Consider the following 18,090-nt stretch of genomic DNA (forward strand, 5'->3'; position numbering starts at 1 on the left):
GGTCAGGCCGTCAGCCGCCACGCTCAGGTCGTCAACCGGTGCCGGAGGCGTGGTATCGCCCGCGTCAACGGTAACCGGGGTGGAGGTGTTGTTGCCACCGTCGGTCTGGGTGACGGAGAGTGTTTCTCCATTGGTCTGGGCAGTGCTCAGATTAACGGTGAAGCTGCCGTCTGCCGCCACGATGGTGCCAGGCAGGCTGATCACGTTGCCGTCGACATCGCGTACGGTGATGGAGGAACCTGGTTCGCCGGTGCCGGTGATGGTCAGGCCGTCAGCCGCCACGCTCAGGTCGTCAACCGGTGCCGGAGGCGTGGTATCGCCCGCGTCAACGGTAACCGGGGTGGAGGTGTTGTTGCCGCCATCGGTCTGGGTCACGGAGAGTTCCTGACCGTTGGTCTGCGCGGTGCTCAGGGTGACGGTGAAGCTGCCATCCGCTGCCACGACGGTGCCTGGCAGGCTGATCACGTTGCCGTCGGCATCGCGCACGGTAATGCTTGCGCCAGGTTCACCAGTACCGGTGATGGTCAGGCCGTCAGCCGCCACGTCCAGATCGTCAACCGGTGCCGGAGGCGTGGTGTCGCCCGCATCAACGGTGACCGGGGTGGAGGTGTTGTTGCCGCCGTCGGTCTGGGTCACGGAGAGTTCCTGACCGTTGGTCTGCGCGATGTTCAGGGTGACGGTGAAGCTGCCGTCTGCCGCCACGATGGTGCCAGGCAGGCTGATCACGTTGCCGTCGACATCGCGAACGGTGATGGAGGAACCTGGTTCGCCGGTACCGGTGATGGTCAGGCCGTCAGCCGCCACGCTCAGGTCGTCAACCGGTGCCGGAGGCGTGGTGTCGCCCGCGTCAACGGTAACCGGCGTGGAGGTGTTGTTGCCGCCATCGGTCTGGGTCACGGAGAGTTCCTGACCGTTGGTCTGTGCGGTTCCCAGGGTGACGGTGAAGCTGCCATCCGCTGCCACGACGGTGCCCGGCAGGCTGATCACGTTGCCGTCGGCATCGCGCACGGTAATGCTTGCGCCAGGTTCACCAGTACCGGTGATGGTCAGGCCGTCAGCCGCCACGCTCAGGTCGTCAACCGGTGCCGGAGGCGTTGTGTCGCCCGCGTCAACGGTAACCGGGGTGGAGGTGTTACCGTCCTCGTCGGTCTGGGTCACGGAGAGTTCCTGACCGTTGGTCTGCGCGGTGCTCAGGTTCACGGTGAAGCTGCCATCCGCTGCAACCACTGCGCCAGCAACGCTGATCACGATGCCATCAGCATTACGCACGGTGATGGAGGCACCTGGTTCACCGGTGCCGGTGATGGTCAGGCCATCAGCCGCCACGTCCAGATCGTCAACCGGGGCCGGAGGCGTGGTATCGCCTGCCTTCACATCGGTAGGAAGTGACTCATTATTGGCTGCATCGGTCAGCGTGACCGCGAGTGTTTCGCCGTTGGTCTGTGGAGTGGTCAGATCGACGGTAAAGGTTCCATCTGCTGCAACGACTGCGCCCGGTACGCTGATCACATTGCCATCGGCATCACGAACGGTCACGGTTGCACCTGGTTCACCGGTACCGGTGATGCTCAGACCGTCATCAGAAACCACCAAACCTTCTGGTGCATCCGGGGCGTCTACGTCCGCATCCGCATCCGCATCCGCGTCGGCGTCAGCATCGGCATCGGCGTCCGCGTCGGCATCGGCGTCAGCATCCGCGTCGGCATCGGCGTCGGCGTCAGCATCCGCATCCGCGTCGGCATCCGCGTCGGCGTCGGCATCGGCATCAGCATCCGCATCCGCATCCGCATCGGCGTCCGCGTCGGCATCGGCATCCGCGTCAGCATCCGCATCCGCATCCGCGTCCGCATCGGCGTCGGCATCCGCATCGGCATCGGCATCGGCATCGGCATCGGCATCGGCGTCAGCATCCGCATCGGCATCCGCATCGGCATCGGCATCGGCATCAGCATCGGCGTCAGCATCCGCATCGGCGTCTGCATCCGCATCGGCATCGGCATCCGCGTCGGCATCAGCATCCGCATCGGCGTCAGCATCCGCATCCGCATCCGCATCCGCATCGGCGTCGGCATCGGCGTCCGCATCCGCATCGGCGTCAGCATCCGCATCGGCATCGGCGTCCGCATCGGCATCCGCATCCGCATCCGCATCCGCATCCGCATCCGCATCCGCATCCGCATCCGCGTCGGCATCCGCGTCGGCATCCGCATCCGCATCGGCATCGGCATCGGCATCCGCATCCGCATCGGCGTCAGCATCGGCATCCGCATCGGCATCCGCATCGGCGTCGGCGTCAGCATCCGCATCGGCATCCGCGTCGGCATCCGCATCCGCATCCGCATCCGCATCCGCATCCGCATCGGCGTCGGCATCCGCATCGGCATCAGCATCGGCATCGGCATCGGCATCGGCATCAGCATCGGCGTCCGCATCGGCGTCAGCATCAGCATCGGCGTCCGCATCGGCGTCAGCATCAGCATCGGCATCAGCATCAGCATCGGCATCGGCATCCGCATCCGCATCGGCGTCCGCATCCGCATCCGCATCCGCATCCGCATCGGCGTCAGCATCCGCATCGGCATCTGCATCGGCATCGGCGTCAGCATCGGCGTCAGCATCGGCGTCGGCATCAGCATCCGCATCGGCATCGGCATCCGCATCGGCGTCGGCATCGGCATCGGCGTCAGCATCCGCATCGGCATCGGCATCCGCATCGGCGTCAGCATCCGCATCCGCATCCGCATCGGCATCGGCATCCGCATCCGCATCGGCGTCAGCATCCGCATCGGCATCCGCATCGGCGTCAGCATCGGCATCGGCATCCGCATCGGCATCCGCATCGGCGTCAGCATCGGCATCGGCATCGGCATCGGCATCCGCATCGGCGTCGGCATCCGCATCGGCATCCGCATCGGCATCCGCATCGGCATCAGCATCCGCATCGGCGTCGGCATCGGCATCGGCATCCGCATCCGCGTCGGCGTCAGCATCCGCATCCGCATCCGCATCGGCGTCAGCATCGGCATCGGCATCCGCATCGGCATCCGCATCGGCATCCGCATCGGCATCAGCATCCGCATCGGCGTCGGCATCGGCATCGGCATCCGCATCCGCATCGGCGTCGGCGTCAGCATCCGCATCCGCATCGGCGTCGGCGTCCGCATCCGCATCGGCATCCGCATCGGCGTCAGCATCCGCATCGGCGTCCGCATCCGCATCGGCATCGGCGTCAGCATCGGCGTCAGCATCGGCATCCGCATCGGCATCCGCATCCGCATCGGCGTCGGCGTCCGCATCCGCATCCGCATCGGCATCGGCGTCGGCGTCAGCATCGGCGTCAGCATCGGCATCGGCATCGGCATCGGCGTCGGCATCCGCATCGGCATCGGCATCAGCATCCGCATCGGCGTCGGCATCGGCATCGGCATCGGCATCGGCATCGGCATCGGCGTCGGCGTCCGCATCGGCGTCCGCATCGGCATCCGCGTCGGCATCCGCGTCGGCATCGGCATCGGCGTCAGCATCCGCATCCGCATCGGCGTCGGCGTCGGCATCGGCATCGGCGTCGGCATCGGCGTCAGCATCCGCATCCGCATCGGCGTCGGCGTCAGCATCCGCATCCGCATCCGCATCGGCATCCGCATCGGCATCCGCATCGGCATCCGCATCGGCGTCCGCATCCGCATCGGCGTCGGCATCGGCGTCCGCATCGGCATCTGCATCGGCATCGGCATCGGCATCGGCGTCAGCATCCGCATCGGCGTCAGCATCCGCATCGGCGTCAGCATCCGCATCCGCATCGGCGTCGGCATCAGCATCGGCATCCGCATCCGCATCCGCATCGGCATCCGCGTCGGCATCCGCATCGGCATCGGCGTCAGCATCGGCATCCGCATCGGCGTCGGCATCAGCATCCGCGTCGGCATCCGCATCGGCATCGCCATCCGCATCGGCATCCGCATCCGCATCCGCATCTGCATCCGCATCGGCGTCAGCATCCGCATCCGCGTCGGCATCCGCATCGGCATCGGCATCGGCATCCGCATCGGCATCCGCATCAGCATCGGCATCGGCATCGGCATCCGCATCAGCATCGGCATCGGCATCCGCATCCGCATCGGCGTCAGCATCCGCATCCGCATCCGCATCCGCATCCGCATCCGCATCCGCGTCGGCATCGGCGTCAGCATCGGCATCCGCATCGGCATCGGCATCCGCATCGGCGTCGGCGTCGGCATCGGCGTCGGCATCGGCGTCGGCGTCGGCGTCGGCATCCGCGTCGGCATCGGCGTCAGCATCCGCATCGGCGTCAGCATCGGCATCGGCATCCGCATCGGCGTCAGCATCCGCATCCGCGTCGGCATCGGCGTCAGCATCCGCATCCGCATCCGCGTCGGCATCGGCGTCAGCATCCGCATCCGCGTCGGCATCGGCGTCAGCATCGGCGTCAGCATCCGCATCCGCGTCGGCATCCGCATCCGCATCGGCGTCAGCATCGGCGTCAGCATCCGCATCCGCGTCGGCATCCGCGTCGGCATCGGCGTCAGCATCCGCATCGGCGTCAGCATCGGCATCGGCATCCGCATCGGCGTCAGCATCCGCATCCGCGTCGGCATCGGCGTCAGCATCCGCATCCGCATCCGCGTCGGCATCGGCGTCAGCATCCGCATCCGCGTCGGCATCGGCGTCAGCATCGGCGTCAGCATCCGCATCCGCGTCGGCATCCGCATCCGCATCGGCGTCAGCATCGGCGTCAGCATCCGCATCCGCGTCGGCATCCGCATCGGCATCGGCGTCAGCATCGGCATCGGCGTCAGCATCCGCATCCGCGTCGGCATCCGCATCCGCGTCGGCATCGGCGTCAGCATCCGCATCCGCGTCGGCATCGGCATCCGCATCGGCATCCGCGTCGGCATCGGCATCGGCATCGGCATCGGCATCGGCGTCAGCATCCGCATCCGCATCGGCGTCGGCGTCAGCATCCGCGTCGGCATCGGCATCCGCATCGGCATCCGCATCGGCATCGGCATCCGCATCCGCGTCGGCATCGGCATCCGCATCGGCATCGGCGTCCGCATCGGCATCGGCGTCCGCATCGGCATCGGCATCGGCATCGGCGTCAGCATCCGCGTCGGCATCGGCATCGGCATCGGCATCCGCATCCGCGTCGGCATCGGCGTCAGCATCCGCATCCGCGTCGGCATCCGCATCCGCATCGGCATCGGCGTCAGCATCGGCATCGGCATCGGCATCGGCGTCGGCATCAGCGTCGGCGTCGGCATCCGCATCGGCATCGGCATCCGCGTCGGCATCGGCATCGGCGTCAGCATCGGCATCGGCATCGGCGTCAGCATCGGCATCGGCGTCAGCATCCGCGTCGGCATCGGCATCCGCATCAGCATCCGCATCCGCATCGGCATCGGCGTCAGCATCGGCATCGGCATCGGCGTCAGCATCGGCATCGGCGTCAGCATCCGCGTCGGCATCGGCATCCGCATCAGCATCCGCATCGCGCATCGGCGTCAGCATCGGCATCGGCATCGGCGTCAGCATCGGCATCGGCGTCAGCATCCGCGTCGGCATCGGCATCCGCATCAGCATCCGCATCGGCATCCGCATCGGCATCCGCGTCAGCATCCGCATCGGCATCAGCATCCGCATCCGCATCCGCATCCGCATCCGCATCCGCATCCGCATCGGCGTCCGCATCCGCATCGGCGTCGGCATCGGCATCGGCATCGGCATCGGCATCCGCGTCGGCATCGGCATCAGCATCCGCATCCGCATCGGCGTCGGCATCCGCATCGGCGTCGGCATCCGCATCGGCATCCGCATCGGCGTCGGCGTCAGCATCGGCGTCCGCATCGGCGTCCGCATCGGCATCGGCGTCGGCATCCGCATCGGCGTCGGCGTCAGCATCGGCATCGGCATCGGCATCGGCGTCAGCATCCGCGTCGGCATCGGCATCCGCATCGGCGTCGGCATCGGCATCGGCGTCAGCATCCGCATCGGCATCGGCGTCAGCATCGGCGTCAGCATCGGCGTCAGCATCGGCATCCGCGTCGGCATCCGCATCGGCATCGGCATCGGCATCCGCATCGGCGTCGGCATCGGCATCGGCATCGGCATCGGCGTCGGCGTCGGCATCGGCATCGGCGTCGGCATCCGCGTCGGCGTCGGCATCGGCGTCGGCATCGGCGTCAGCATCCGCATCCGCATCGGCATCGGCATCGGCATCGGCATCGGCGTCAGCATCCGCATCGGCATCGGCATCGGCGTCAGCATCGGCATCCGCATCCGCATCGGCGTCAGCATCACTGTCGGAATCTGAATCGCTGTCGGAATCGGAGTCACTGTCGGAGTCTGAATCGCTGTCGGAATCGGAGTCACTGTCGGAGTCTGAATCGCTGTCGGAATCGGAGTCACTGTCGGAGTCGGAGTCACTGTCGGAATCAGAGTCGCTGTCGGAATCAGAGTCACTGTCGGAATCAGAGTCACTGTCGGAGTCTGAATCGGCGTCCGCATCGGCATCCGCGTCGGCATCAGAATCACTGTCGGAGTCAGAATCGCTGTCGGAATCTGAATCGCTGTCGTCGTTATTGTGGTGATCGTCGTCGCTTACGCCCAGGAACATTGCTCCTAAGCCAAGCAGGCCGGCGCCAGCAAATGCCAGCCCAGCCGCATAACTTGGTTCCGAACCGCCCAGCAATAAGCCGTCGATATCGGCAATAGATTCAAAATGGAAGCCGGTGGCGGGATCTTGCACCCACCACAGGGCGCCCTGACCATCTTCCAGGACTAAATCACTGGTGTGGCCCTGTGCATCGGCCACATAGAAATTCTGGAGTACGACTTTTTCGCCAGAGTGTAACGTAACGATCAAATCATTCCCGGAGCGTGTTGTTGCAGCGATGTCGCTGCGCTCCAGTTGTAGCTTTACTACGCTAGGCCTGGTCAGATTAACCCGATCAGCTGATACGCTGGAGGTTGCTCCGCCGTCCTTTACGGTTACAGCTATGTTATTCATAAACTTGCACTCCCATGAGGATTGAGCATTTGGCAAGGCCCCAGAGCGTTGCCAAATCGTTTACTAATTTGATACGTAATTAATAGAAGTTGTAGCAAGCACCTTTGGAGCTTATTCCCTTCTTATTTCAACTGCTTACTGCTTCTGGCGCGGAAGTTTTATGCGGGCCTTAATGACGTGCATTTCAGTGCGGCAGGTCTGTTGCCGGGCTATCAGATTTATTTCTTGTTCTTGAGGTTCACGCGTTTTAAAGCGGCATGAATCCACTAATTAACAATGAGTAATCTGACAAACGGCCAAGACGATGCCCCCCTGAATAAGGGGCATAAAAATAGTTTTATTATCCAGTTGATTACCCTGGATTATTATTATCAGAGGTGATTTTCCGATATTGATATCATTAATATCACTACCAGCTGGGCACCTCGTAACGGCAGGGGGGAATTCTCCTCCCTGCAAAGCTGGAATATTTCATTCATTCAGTCAGCACAGGCCTAATTATTCACGGGATTAATAAACCCGTAATTAAATAAGGGAATGGCAAAATAGTTTGCCAACGATCACATAATTCCCTGGCATCCTGAAATATATCCTGCCGGACTTCACATATTTTCCTGCCGTAGCGGCAACCGCCGCTAACCGACAATATCCGTTGCGTAGGATGAAGTTGAGATTAAGAACACGGCATTGAACCCGTGGGCCAGCTTCAACACGCTTGCTTAGGTCAACCTGCTTTTCGGATTGAAAGGGAAAATCGATATCCAGCGATGTTCTCTGCGCGATGAAACGAGGACAGGTGCGATCGTCAGGATCGATCGCCAGGCCAATGAAGGAGGGTGAAGAAAGTGTCTGTGTTGAACATTTGCGGGAAAGTAGTGCACCTGCCATAGCATGAGTAAGGCCAGGGACTAACCGATAGTCAACACGATGTACTTTCATACTGCAGTCCTTTAACGCCATCAATAGGTTAAAGCTCTTCATCATTAGCTGTGCATCACTCAATTTGAAATCATCTCCACGACCTGAGAACACCGATCTCTAGCTAAAATGGAGCTTAGTGTGTTAATTCAGTTAATTGAAATTGGTTTGAATGTATGATTGAGTGCTTTTTGATAGTTTTTCCCTATTGGATGATTTCATATGGTAACCACTGGCTATCTAAAATTAAGATAAGTCCCACTTAATGGCATTACCAGTGACGGTGAATTGTCACATCTTGATAACATCATGAATTGAAATGGTTTTTTTTAATTAGATTAATTTATGAGTGTGGGGCTTACGTCAATTAGAATGCGAATATTCTGAGTCTGACACTGATTGATAAGGCTTGCTGTTGTTTGAAAGTGTAATTATTGATTTCTTTTTATACATCAGAAGCGTGAAAAGTGTGATTTATTCGTAAAATCATTAAAAAACTTATCGTGTTTTTTATTTAAAATTGTGATGAAGATCACAATAATTTGCCGTTTCTTGTAAAAATACTGAAAAATCAACGTTGGTACGGTCTGTTGCGAATCTGACTCATTAGTTTACATAGACTATCTCTGGGAAAGTTAAGAAATATTTTTTCATTATTTCTATGCTTTTTTATGTGACTGATTCTCTGAGATAGCAAATGACCATCAGTTAATGTTATCAATGAGAAGGAATCGTCTATTCAATGACATAAAGCGAGGCAGGCGGTGCGATGTCTCACATCCTGCCACTCGCGGTGGGGGAGGGGCTTAAGGGCTAGCTTCGGGATGATGGTTTTGCACCCCACAGGATAAGGGACGTGCATCCCGCAGGATAAGGGCGAAGTTTTATCTGCTGCGCTTATAGCGGCGGAACGCAAAACGGGCTCCCCAGACCAGGGCAATCGCCAGCAGCAGCCAGACCAGCTGCTTGATGTGATGGTCGAGTGCGTGCAGCCACGGGGCAATCACCTGTCCTCCCAGATAGCCGAGCGTGACAAACAGCGTGGCCCACAGCAGTGCGCCGATCACGTTGAGCAGCAGAAAGGTCGCGGGGCGCAGGCGGCTGGCACCGATGATGATTGGTCCAATAATGCGCAGGCCGTACATAAAGCGCACGCCGATAACGAAGAGTACGGGTCGTTTGCGGATCAGCTGATTCGCCGAGGCAATTTTGTCCTCATGCTTTTTAAAACGTTGCAGAATGCTGGTGCCGTAGTATCGACCCAGAAAAAACAGCGCGGTATCACCCAGAATACCGCCGCATGCCGTCACCAGCAGCACCCAGCCGTAGTGCAAGAGTCCTTCATGAGCGGCAACGCCGCCCAGCAGGGTAAAGGTTTCCCCTTCCGCCAGGCAGCCAATAAACAGTGCCCAATAGCCATATTCCGTAATCAGCGCATTCACATCAGCAGGCAAAATCGTTCCCCTTAGATTGATTCATATCGGCTTAGTTTAGCGTTTTGTGACCGATCCCGCAGCCTGCAGAAAGTCCCCCAATTTATTTTCAATGAGAAAAGAGAGCGTTAGCTCGACGGCATGGCTGAGTAAAAAGCAAACGATGAAGGAGCGCATATACTAAACATGTTGCCGCTTAAGACAGAACCCACGGGCGGCCAGACGTTGTGAGGAGTGAAGATATGAACCACGTATGGGGACTTCTTGCGCATCCTGACCGTGAGATGCGGGATATTAAGCGGGAGAACGAAACGCTCTCCCACCATTACACTCACCATGTTTTACTGATGGCGCTGATCCCGGTGGTCTGTGCCTTTATTGGCACCACGCAGATCGGCTGGGATATTGGCGTGGGCCAGACCATTCCGCTGTCGCTATTCAGTGCCTTCGTGCTGGCGATTGTGTTCTATGCGGTGATCCTCGGCGGGGTTGCGGTGATGGGGCGGGTGATCTGGTGGATGGCGCGTGACTATCCGCAGCGGCCGCAGCTTAGCAGCTGCATGGTATTCGCCGGATACATTGCTACACCGCTGTTTCTCAGCGGGCTGGTCGCGCTGTATCCGCTAGTCTGGCTGTGCGTGCTGGTCGGTGCCCTGGCACTGGTCTATACCGGCTATCTGCTTTACATCGGCATCCCTCAGTTCCTGAATATCGATCGCGATGAAAGCCTGCGTATTTCAGGTTCGACGCTGGCGATTGGCATCCTGGTTCTTGAAGTGCTGCTGGCGATGACGGTCCTGATGTGGGGCTACGGCTATCGCCTGTTTTAACGGCCTGCGCCACCGGGAAACCGGTGGCGATCTGGAAACGCCTGGAAACGAATAATCGGTAGGAAAATATCTGCTTTACAGCGTATTATGCGCGAGCCAGCCCTCGCGTATTCTCCGTTTCTGCGGGTGGCGGCGTGTGGTTACCACACCTGAATCACTAGCCGTTAAGTTCCGAACTGATGCCTGCAAAAATCCGTTTATCTCTTTTGAGTTTGGCCCTGCTGTTTTCCGGCCCGCTACTCGTTAATCAGGCCAATGCCCGAACTCCTCAATCTGAAACCGCAGGCGCGGCGCAGCCGGAAATTGCCTCCGGTAGTGCGATGATTGTTGATATGGACACCCAAAAAATTATCTACGCGAACCATCCTGACCTGGTGCGTCCGATTGCCTCGATCACCAAGCTGATGACGGTGATGGTGGTGCTGGATGCGCATCTGCCGATGGATGAGATCCTCAGCGTGGATATCAGTCAGACTCCGGAAATGCGTGGCATTTATTCGCGCGTGCGGCTCAACAGTGAAATCAGCCGTAAGGATATGATGCTGCTTGCGCTGATGTCTTCGGAAAACCGCGCGGCGGCGAGTCTGGCACATCATTATCCGGGCGGATACGATGCCTTTATTCGCGCAATGAACGCCAAGGCGCGTTCGCTGGGCATGAGCAACACGCGCTACGTGGAGCCAACCGGGCTGTCGATTCACAACGTGTCGACCGCGCGCGATCTGACCAAACTGCTGATCGCCAGTAAGCGCTACCCGCTGCTGGGTGAGTTAAGTACCACCCGCGAGGATATGGCCACCTTCCGCCATCCGAACTATACGCTGCCTTTCCGCAACACCAACCACCTGGTGTACCGCCCGGACTGGAATATTCAGCTGACCAAAACCGGTTTCACCAATCAGGCCGGGCACTGCCTGGTGATGCGCACGGTGATTAACAAGCGGCCGGTTTCACTGGTGGTGTTGGATGCCTTCGGTAAGTACACGCACTTTGCCGATGCTAACCGCCTGCGCAGCTGGATCGAAACCGGGAAAATCTCCCCGGTGCCTGCCGCCGCGCTCAGCTATAAAAAGCAGAAGGCCGCTCAGGTTGCCAGCAACGCCGTGGCTGACGACAGCGCGGTGGAGTAACCCGCTCAAAGCGTGCCGGAAGGGATTAACTTTCCGGCACCTCTGCCGCATTCGGCTGTAGCGCCAGCTGCATCAGCAGCGTATCCCGCCATTCGCCGTGTTTGAATCCCACATTGCGGAAATTGCCCACCGTTTCGAAACCCATTTTTTTATGCAGGTTCAGCGAACCGGCGTTGCGTTCTCCGTTGCCGACAATCGCCAGCATTTGCCGCCACGGCCCCTGCTGACAGCGGGCAATCATCGCCGTCATCAGCACGCTGCCAATGCCTTTGCCGCCCGCGTCGGGTGCCAGATAAATGGAATCTTCAATGGTGTAGCGATAGGCAGGGCGGGGGCGATACTGTGTAGCGTAGCAGTAGCCCACCACTTCATTATCAACCAGCGCGACCAGCCAGGGCAGGCCGAAGACGCGAACCTTGCGGAAACGTTCGGTCATTTCATTGACGTCGGGTGGCGTTTCTTCGAACGAGCCACAGCCGTGCAGGACGTGCCAGCTATAGATGCGGGTGATGATATCGAAATCGGCTTCTTCTGCGTCGCGGATGCGGACGTCAGATGCGGGGCTAACCATGACTATTCCTTGTGTTTTTTCTTTCTAATTTGCCATGCGGCTCACGGTAAAACACCATAGATTATTCTTATGGCTGAGACTTTTTTTTTCTATCGCAAATCTTATAGTGCGGCCCACGGCAAAGGCATAAACTATGCCGCGATATTCATCCGGCACCGTCCGGTGCCCTCTCTTTTTTATCAGGAACTTCGTTCATGTCAGGCATGTTAACTTTTCTTCGGGTGTGTCTGTTGGCACTGGTGGCGCTGTCGCCGCAGTGGGTGCAGGCGGCCGACAGCGACAGCGCTCAGCAAAATGCTGATGCGCCGATCAAGGTCAATGCTGCCGTTGAGCTGCCTAAGATGCAGAAGGTGCTCGACAAAATAAAGCAGCAGGTATCCGGCGAGACCAACGATACTCGCCTGAATGCGCTTAATGACCTGGCGCTGGAGCTGTCCGGCGATGCCGATGCGCTGATTCAGGGGCTGATCCCTCAGCGCGCGCAGCTGCAGGCGCAGCTGGCGGTACTGGGTCCGGCTCCGGCGGCGGACAGCGGCGTGAAGGAAACCAGCGAAGTCACCACCAAACGCAGCAAGCTGGAAAGCCAGAAAAACAAAACCGACGACCAGATCAAGCAGGCCGAAGCGATCAAATCCGGGTCAATCAATCTTTCCGCTCAGATTGTTAACCTGCGCCGCGATGCGCTGAAAACGCAGCTGGCGCTGAACGCCGGCAGTATTTTCGGGCCGCGCTTCTGGGCGCCGCTGTCGAATACGCAAAGTGGCGACAGTGAAAAAATCAGCGACTTTATCGATGAGCTGAAAACCGCCGCATCGCTCTCTTTTGAGCCGGGCTGGGTGTTTGGCACCGTCGGCTGGATCCTGGCCGCAGGCCTGGTTGCAACGCTGGGCCGTCGTTATCTGGAACAGTTCCTGGCCTGGGTGGGTATTCATCATCTGCCGGAAGGACGACTGCGCCGCAGCTTCCTCGCCGCCGCCACGGCGTTAACCACGCTGGCCGCGGTGGTGCTGGCGTTTAACTTCCTCGATCTGGCCTTTACCCGCCACGATGACGTGGTGGATGACGTTCGTGTTTTCGCTGACAAACTGGTTGGCCTGAGTATTTTCTGCGGCCTGATCGCGGGCCTGGGGCGCGCTTTCCTCTCCACCCGCCGCCCGTCCTGGCGGCTGCCGCAGATTTCTAATGAAGTGGCGATGGCGTTGAAGCCCTATCCGCCGCTGACCGCCGCGCTGGTGTTTATTTTCCAGATGGTTGAGAACTTCAACAGCAGCGCGAATACCAGCGTTGCCACGACGATTTTTGCCAACGGCATGACCGCGCTGCTTATCGGCGCGACCGCGCTGTCAATCAGCATGCGCACCAACCGCGTGCGCCGCCGGATGATTCAGGAGGGCCATCAGCCGGAGGCGAGATCGACGCTGGTTGGGCTGATTCAAATGGCGCTGACGCTGATTGGCTTTGCCATCATGATTGCGCTGGTGATTGGCTACATTACCCTGGCACGATTCCTGGCTTATGAACTGATCTGGATGGGCATCGTCTTTGGCCTGTTCTATATCTTCAGCCAGCTGGTGACGGATGCCTGTGAAAGTCTGTTCTCCACCAACAACGCCTCCGGCAAGCGCATCCAGGCCTCGCTCAACGTGGATGAGCGCCATCTTGGTCAGGTTGCTACCCTGCTCGGTGCGATTGGTAAAACGCTGCTGCTGCTGGCGGCGGCGATGGCGTTGCTGAACGGCACATTCGGCAGCGCAACGCCGATTGAGCTGGTGCAGAAGGCAATCGAGTTCTGGGGCGGTAAAGGCCTGGAGTCGATGAATATCGTTCCGGCGCACGTGGTAAACGCGCTGGTGTGCCTGGCGGTCGGCATCTGGGTGCTGCGCTCGGTAAAGCGCTGGCTGGAAAACGAGTTCCTGCCGAAAACCACCATGGACAAGGGGATGCGCGTTTCGCTGATTACCCTGTTCAGCAACATCGGCTTTGTGCTGGTGATCCTGATGACGCTGTCGATTATGGGCGTGCAGTGGAACAAGCTGGCCTGGATCGTCAGCGCCCTGTCGGTCGGTATCGGTTTCGGTTTACAGGAGATTGTGAAGAACTTTATCTCCGGCCTGATCCTGCTGACCGAACGCCCGGTAAAAGTCGGCGATCTGGTCAGTATCAGCGGCATTGAGGGCGATATCCGCCGCATTAACGTGCGTGCCACCGAGATCCAGCTCAGCGATAAATCAACGGTGATCGTGCCGAACTCGCAGCTGATTTCGCAGAACGTGCGTAACGCCACCATGGGCAATGCGCAGGGGGTGGCGACCATCACGCTGACCTTCCCGCTGGATATCGACCCGCAGCAGGTGCGCCAGCTGCTGCTGGACGTTTACAACGATAATGAACGCATTCTGGAAACTCCAGAGCCGTCGGTATCGTTTAAAGATCTGACCTCGACCGGTATTGTGCTGTCCGTTACCGGCAACGTCGCCAGCCCGCGTCAGGTGAGCGGGGCGAAAAGCGATCTGCTGTTTGATATTCTGACCCGACTGCGTAAGGAAGGCGTGGCGCTGTCTGCACCGCAGACGATGATTCTTGAACGGAAAAACGGCAAGGTGATTCTGGAGGATGCGCCGGAGTAAAGGCTTTAGCGCCGCCGGTGGATTTTCGCCGGCGGCCTGACGGATTACGCTTTTTCCTGCATCTGATCTATCCAACTGACCAGCTGATGAACTTTGGTGCTGTTTGAGCCCTTAAACAGCACCGTATCATTGGCCTGCAGTGCCTCCAGCAGCAGTGGCTTGAGATCCTCCGGCGCATCCACCCACGCCCCTTTTTTCCCTTCGTCCAGCTGTTCCCAGCAGTGCTTATAGCTCGATCCTGCCAGGAAAATCTGGTCGATCTGGCTGGCGTTCAGCAGCGGTGCCAGTTCGGTATGATAGTTCTCGGAGCCGGAGCCCAGCTCGGCCATTTCGCCCAGCACGGCAATCCGGCGTCCGCTGCAGCTCTGTCCGCTGATCCGCTCAATCGCCGCCTGCATGGAACCCGGATTGGCGTTATAGGCATCATCGATCAGGGTCAGCGGCAGGCCGTTCACCCTGACCTGTTTTTCTTCACCGCGCCCGGCCAGGGCGGCAAACTGTCCAATCTTCTCAATGGCCGGTTCCAGCGGATAGCCCAGCGCGTCGACGGCGGCCAGCGTCGCCAGGCTGTTCAGCGCCATATGTTTTCCGCCCGCCGCCAGCGTATAGCGCAGCGTGCGGTCACCAATTTGTGCGGTGACCTGCTGATTCTGCGCGTCGTATTCAACCAGCCGGTACTGGCAGTCGGGATGCGTGCCGTAGTTAACGATGTTTTGCTGCTTCGCTTCGGCCGCCTGACTGACCGTTTCCCACTCCAGCATATCGCGGTTTAGAATCGCCACGCCGCCGGGCGCCATGCCGACAAAAATCGCGCTTTTGGTCAGGGCAACGTCGTGCACGGTGGTGTTTTCACCGAGGTGCGCGGGTTGGATGTTGGTGAAGATCGCCACTTCCGGGCGCACCATTCGCGAGCTGACCGCCATTCTGCCAATCGCCATTTCCAGCACGATATGCGCGCTGTCCCACGGCATCGAGGCGATATTCCACGCCACGCCACGCGGCAGGTTGGCGTTGTTGTTGCTCTTACAGGTCGGCCCCCAGGCGGAGAGCGCATCGGCGACCATCGCCACGCAGGTGGTTTTACCGGCGCTGCCGGTGATGCCCAGCACCCGGCCCTGCATTTTATCGCGGGCGTAGCGGCCCATTGCTAGAATCGTATCGGTGTTATCGGCAACCTTCAGCAGCGGAATACTGTCAGACAGGATTTTATCCGGTTCGGTGGTGATCAGACAGGAGGGAGGAGGCGAAAGGCGTAAAGCCACGCTGGCCAGCAGTCCGGTTTTATCATCTTCGGTGCGGATAACCGCCATATTTCCGGGCTGCAGAGCGGGGGCGAAAATAGAGACGCCGGTGGCGGTCCAGCCTTCTGCAGGCGGAATAACCCAGCTGCCCTTCGTGGCTTTTTCGACATCTTGTACGGTCCAGTAATGCTTATTGCTGATAAGGCTATTATTTGAAGCAGTAATGTTTTCTTCTGCTACGACGCCCATATTTCCTCCGCCAGTCAGTTGGCATGATTACAGTTATCACAGGATACAATTGACTATTAGCGTAAAAGTGGAAAAAAACAATGTTTCGCGGCGAATCGGAAAGGATAAATAACATGAATATGAGCGAGCGCACCGGGGCGAAATAATTCCGCCCCGGAAGGAAGAACTATTTGTGGCAGTCGCAGCTGCCCCAGTGTTTTTCCCGCGTTGTTTTACCGATACCCGGATTGAAGGTATTGGTCGGATCGAGCTGCTGATAAAACGCTTTCAGCTGCGGTTTCGCTTTATAAAGATGGCCGACATTATGCTCCGCCGGATATTCCGCGCCGCGCTCGGCCAGCAGTGCCAGCATTTTTTCCTTCAGCGCGTGGGTATCCACGCCTTTTTTCACAATGTAGTCCTGATGGAAGACGTGGCACAGGAAGTGGCCGTAATAGAGGCGGTGGGTCAGCGCGCCGTCAAATTCGGCGGGCAGCCGCTCAAACCAGTCGCGGTCGTTGCGGCGCAGGGCGATGTCCAGCGCCAGAATGTCTTCCACTTCATCGTGATGCACGGCGTGATAGCGCACGGCAGCCCCCGCCGCGGCGAAGCGGTGCAGGAACGCGTGCGCGCCCTCTTTACCTTCGCATTCGAAGAACGCGCCTTCGGCATGGTGGAAAAACTCCTGCAGATACGCGCGCGCTTCGGCGACGCCGTCACCGGACATTTTTAGCATCAGGTGATGTTCATAGCGCTCGCGGTACTGCTTCATGCGGGCGGGCAGATGGGAGGGCAGCAGGGCGGTCAGCTTCTGCAATGCGCGGTCGGTAAAGTGCGGCTTAAACCATTTAATGCGCGACAGCCAGGCGTCAACGCGACCTTTCATCGTAAAGAACATCGGCATTTTATCGGTGCCGAGCTTGTCGATCATCACGAAGGTGTCTTTACCGTACACTTCGGCAATATCGAAGATGTCGCGGTGCATATACTCACCGGCGACCGGCAGGTTGTTGAAGTGGGCCAGCATATGGCGGCGCAACTGGTCCAGCACGTCGGTATTATTGGTACCGATATAGAACACCTGCTGGGCGGTCTCGCTGGCAAAGGTATCAAGGCGGACGGCAAACAGCGCCAGCTTGCCCGCACAGCCGGAGGCTTCGAACAGGCGACGCGCGTCGGCATTAAAGCGCGAAGGGGTGTCGGCTTCAACGTCGCGCACGCGGTCAGCGTATTCGTGGTCGGAGGCGTGACGCTGATCGTGCAGCACGTCGCCCTGCTGCCAGGTATCATCATCCAGCCGGGTGAGGATCTGCTCCGGCGTGGTGCCGAGGTTAATACCCAGATGGTTCACCAGCCGCAGAGCGCCGTCGGCGTCGATCTGCGCATACAGCGCCATTTCGGTATAGGCCGGGCCGCGCTTCACCAGCGAACCGCCGGAGTTATTACAGATCCCGCCCAGCACCGATGCGCCGATGCAGGAAGAGCCAATCACCGAGTGCGGCTCGCGTCCCAGCGGCTTCAGCTCTTTTTCCAGCTGATACAGCGTGCTGCCCGGGAATGCCAGCACCTGTTTACCCTCATCCAGCAGGCGGATTTTATCCATTCGCAGCGTGCTGATAATCACGATATCACGGGGATAATCATTGCCGTTGGGGGTGGAGCCTTCGGTCAGGCCGGTATTCGCCGCCTGCATAAGAATAATGGCATCCGCCGCCACGCAGGCCTGCAGGATCCGCCACTGTTCCAGCAGCGAACCAGGGAAAACGACCGCCAGCGCCTCGCCTTCGCCGGAGCGGAAGCCCTTACGGTAGCGCTCCGTTTGCGCGGGATCGGTGAGCAGATGGTTGCGGCCGACGATGCGGCCCAGTTCAGAAATCAGTTTTTGTCCTGCCGGGAGAGAAGTGTGCATGTCATATCCTTGTCAGAATCACCTCCCTACTTTAGCACCGCTGCGGGCGCAATAAAGCTGTTGTTATCACGTGATATTCGTCGATACCTCACTAGCTGCTATCCTCAAGGTATGACACACTCAATCCACTTGTTACCTGTCCGTCATGAAACTCATACGCCTTAGTCACTTGAGAG

At 59.1% G+C, this 18,090-nt stretch carries 9 protein-coding genes and 1 pseudogene (1 of these 10 only partly in view); 3 read left to right on the forward strand and 7 right to left on the reverse strand.

The features are described 5' to 3' along the window. The 4 genes and pseudogenes from EC836_RS09050 to EC836_RS09060 all read right to left on the reverse strand — a co-directional run. Positions 1–6,051, reverse strand: the 5' portion of a protein-coding gene (locus EC836_RS09050) for an Ig-like domain-containing protein (protein WP_158612775.1). It extends 3,894 nt beyond the left edge of the window; 6,051 of the gene's 9,945 nt are visible here — the first part of the coding sequence; the start codon lies at positions 6,049–6,051; its stop codon lies beyond the left edge, outside the window. A gap of 790 nt (positions 6,052–6,841) precedes the next feature. Then, positions 6,842–7,027 (reverse strand): annotated as a pseudogene (locus EC836_RS25075) (BapA prefix-like domain-containing protein); the annotation flags it as partial. 525 nt (positions 7,028–7,552) lie between these two features. Further along, a complete protein-coding gene (locus EC836_RS24600; RefSeq protein WP_148050361.1) occupies positions 7,553–7,966 on the reverse strand; it encodes a hypothetical protein in 414 nt (137 codons plus the stop codon). A gap of 863 nt (positions 7,967–8,829) precedes the next feature. Further along, positions 8,830–9,399 (reverse strand): DedA family protein, encoded by a 570-nt coding sequence (locus tag EC836_RS09060; RefSeq protein WP_123332267.1) that lies wholly within the window; start codon positions 9,397–9,399, stop codon positions 8,830–8,832. A gap of 221 nt (positions 9,400–9,620) precedes the next feature. Between EC836_RS09060 and EC836_RS09065 the strand changes: the two genes are divergently transcribed. After that, positions 9,621–10,208 carry a Yip1 family protein gene (locus tag EC836_RS09065; RefSeq protein WP_123332269.1) on the forward strand — a complete coding sequence of 196 codons (588 nt, stop codon included), beginning with the start codon at positions 9,621–9,623 and terminating at the stop codon, positions 10,206–10,208. A 179-nt stretch (positions 10,209–10,387) separates the two neighbouring features. Further along, entirely contained in the window at positions 10,388–11,338 is a 951-nt protein-coding gene (pbpG, locus tag EC836_RS09070; RefSeq protein WP_123332271.1) for a D-alanyl-D-alanine endopeptidase, read from the forward strand. 25 nt (positions 11,339–11,363) lie between these two features. Here the strand turns inward: pbpG and EC836_RS09075 are convergent, their stop codons facing one another. After that, positions 11,364–11,909 (reverse strand): GNAT family N-acetyltransferase, encoded by a 546-nt coding sequence (locus tag EC836_RS09075; RefSeq protein ID WP_123332273.1) that lies wholly within the window; start codon positions 11,907–11,909, stop codon positions 11,364–11,366. Between the two features lie 194 nt (positions 11,910–12,103). On the opposite strand from EC836_RS09075, the gene EC836_RS09080 reads away from it, so the two are divergent. Next, a complete protein-coding gene (locus EC836_RS09080; protein ID WP_123332275.1) occupies positions 12,104–14,536 on the forward strand; it encodes a DUF3772 domain-containing protein in 2,433 nt (810 codons plus the stop codon). A 44-nt stretch (positions 14,537–14,580) separates the two neighbouring features. Here the strand turns inward: EC836_RS09080 and murF are convergent, their stop codons facing one another. Next, complete coding sequence (murF, locus tag EC836_RS09085; RefSeq protein WP_123332277.1) at positions 14,581–16,026, reverse strand: UDP-N-acetylmuramoyl-tripeptide--D-alanyl-D-alanine ligase; 1,446 nt, start codon at positions 16,024–16,026, stop codon at positions 14,581–14,583. 166 nt (positions 16,027–16,192) lie between these two features. Continuing rightward, the gene (gene dld, locus EC836_RS09090) at positions 16,193–17,914 is read right to left on the reverse strand and encodes a D-lactate dehydrogenase (RefSeq protein WP_123332278.1); all 1,722 of its coding nucleotides are present in this window, start codon (positions 17,912–17,914) and stop codon (positions 16,193–16,195) included. Positions 17,915–18,090: the final 176 nt, after the last annotated feature.

This window comes from Erwinia sp. JUb26 (genome assembly GCF_003751505.1).
In the GTDB taxonomy this organism is placed as follows: Bacteria; Pseudomonadota; Gammaproteobacteria; order Enterobacterales; family Enterobacteriaceae; genus Erwinia.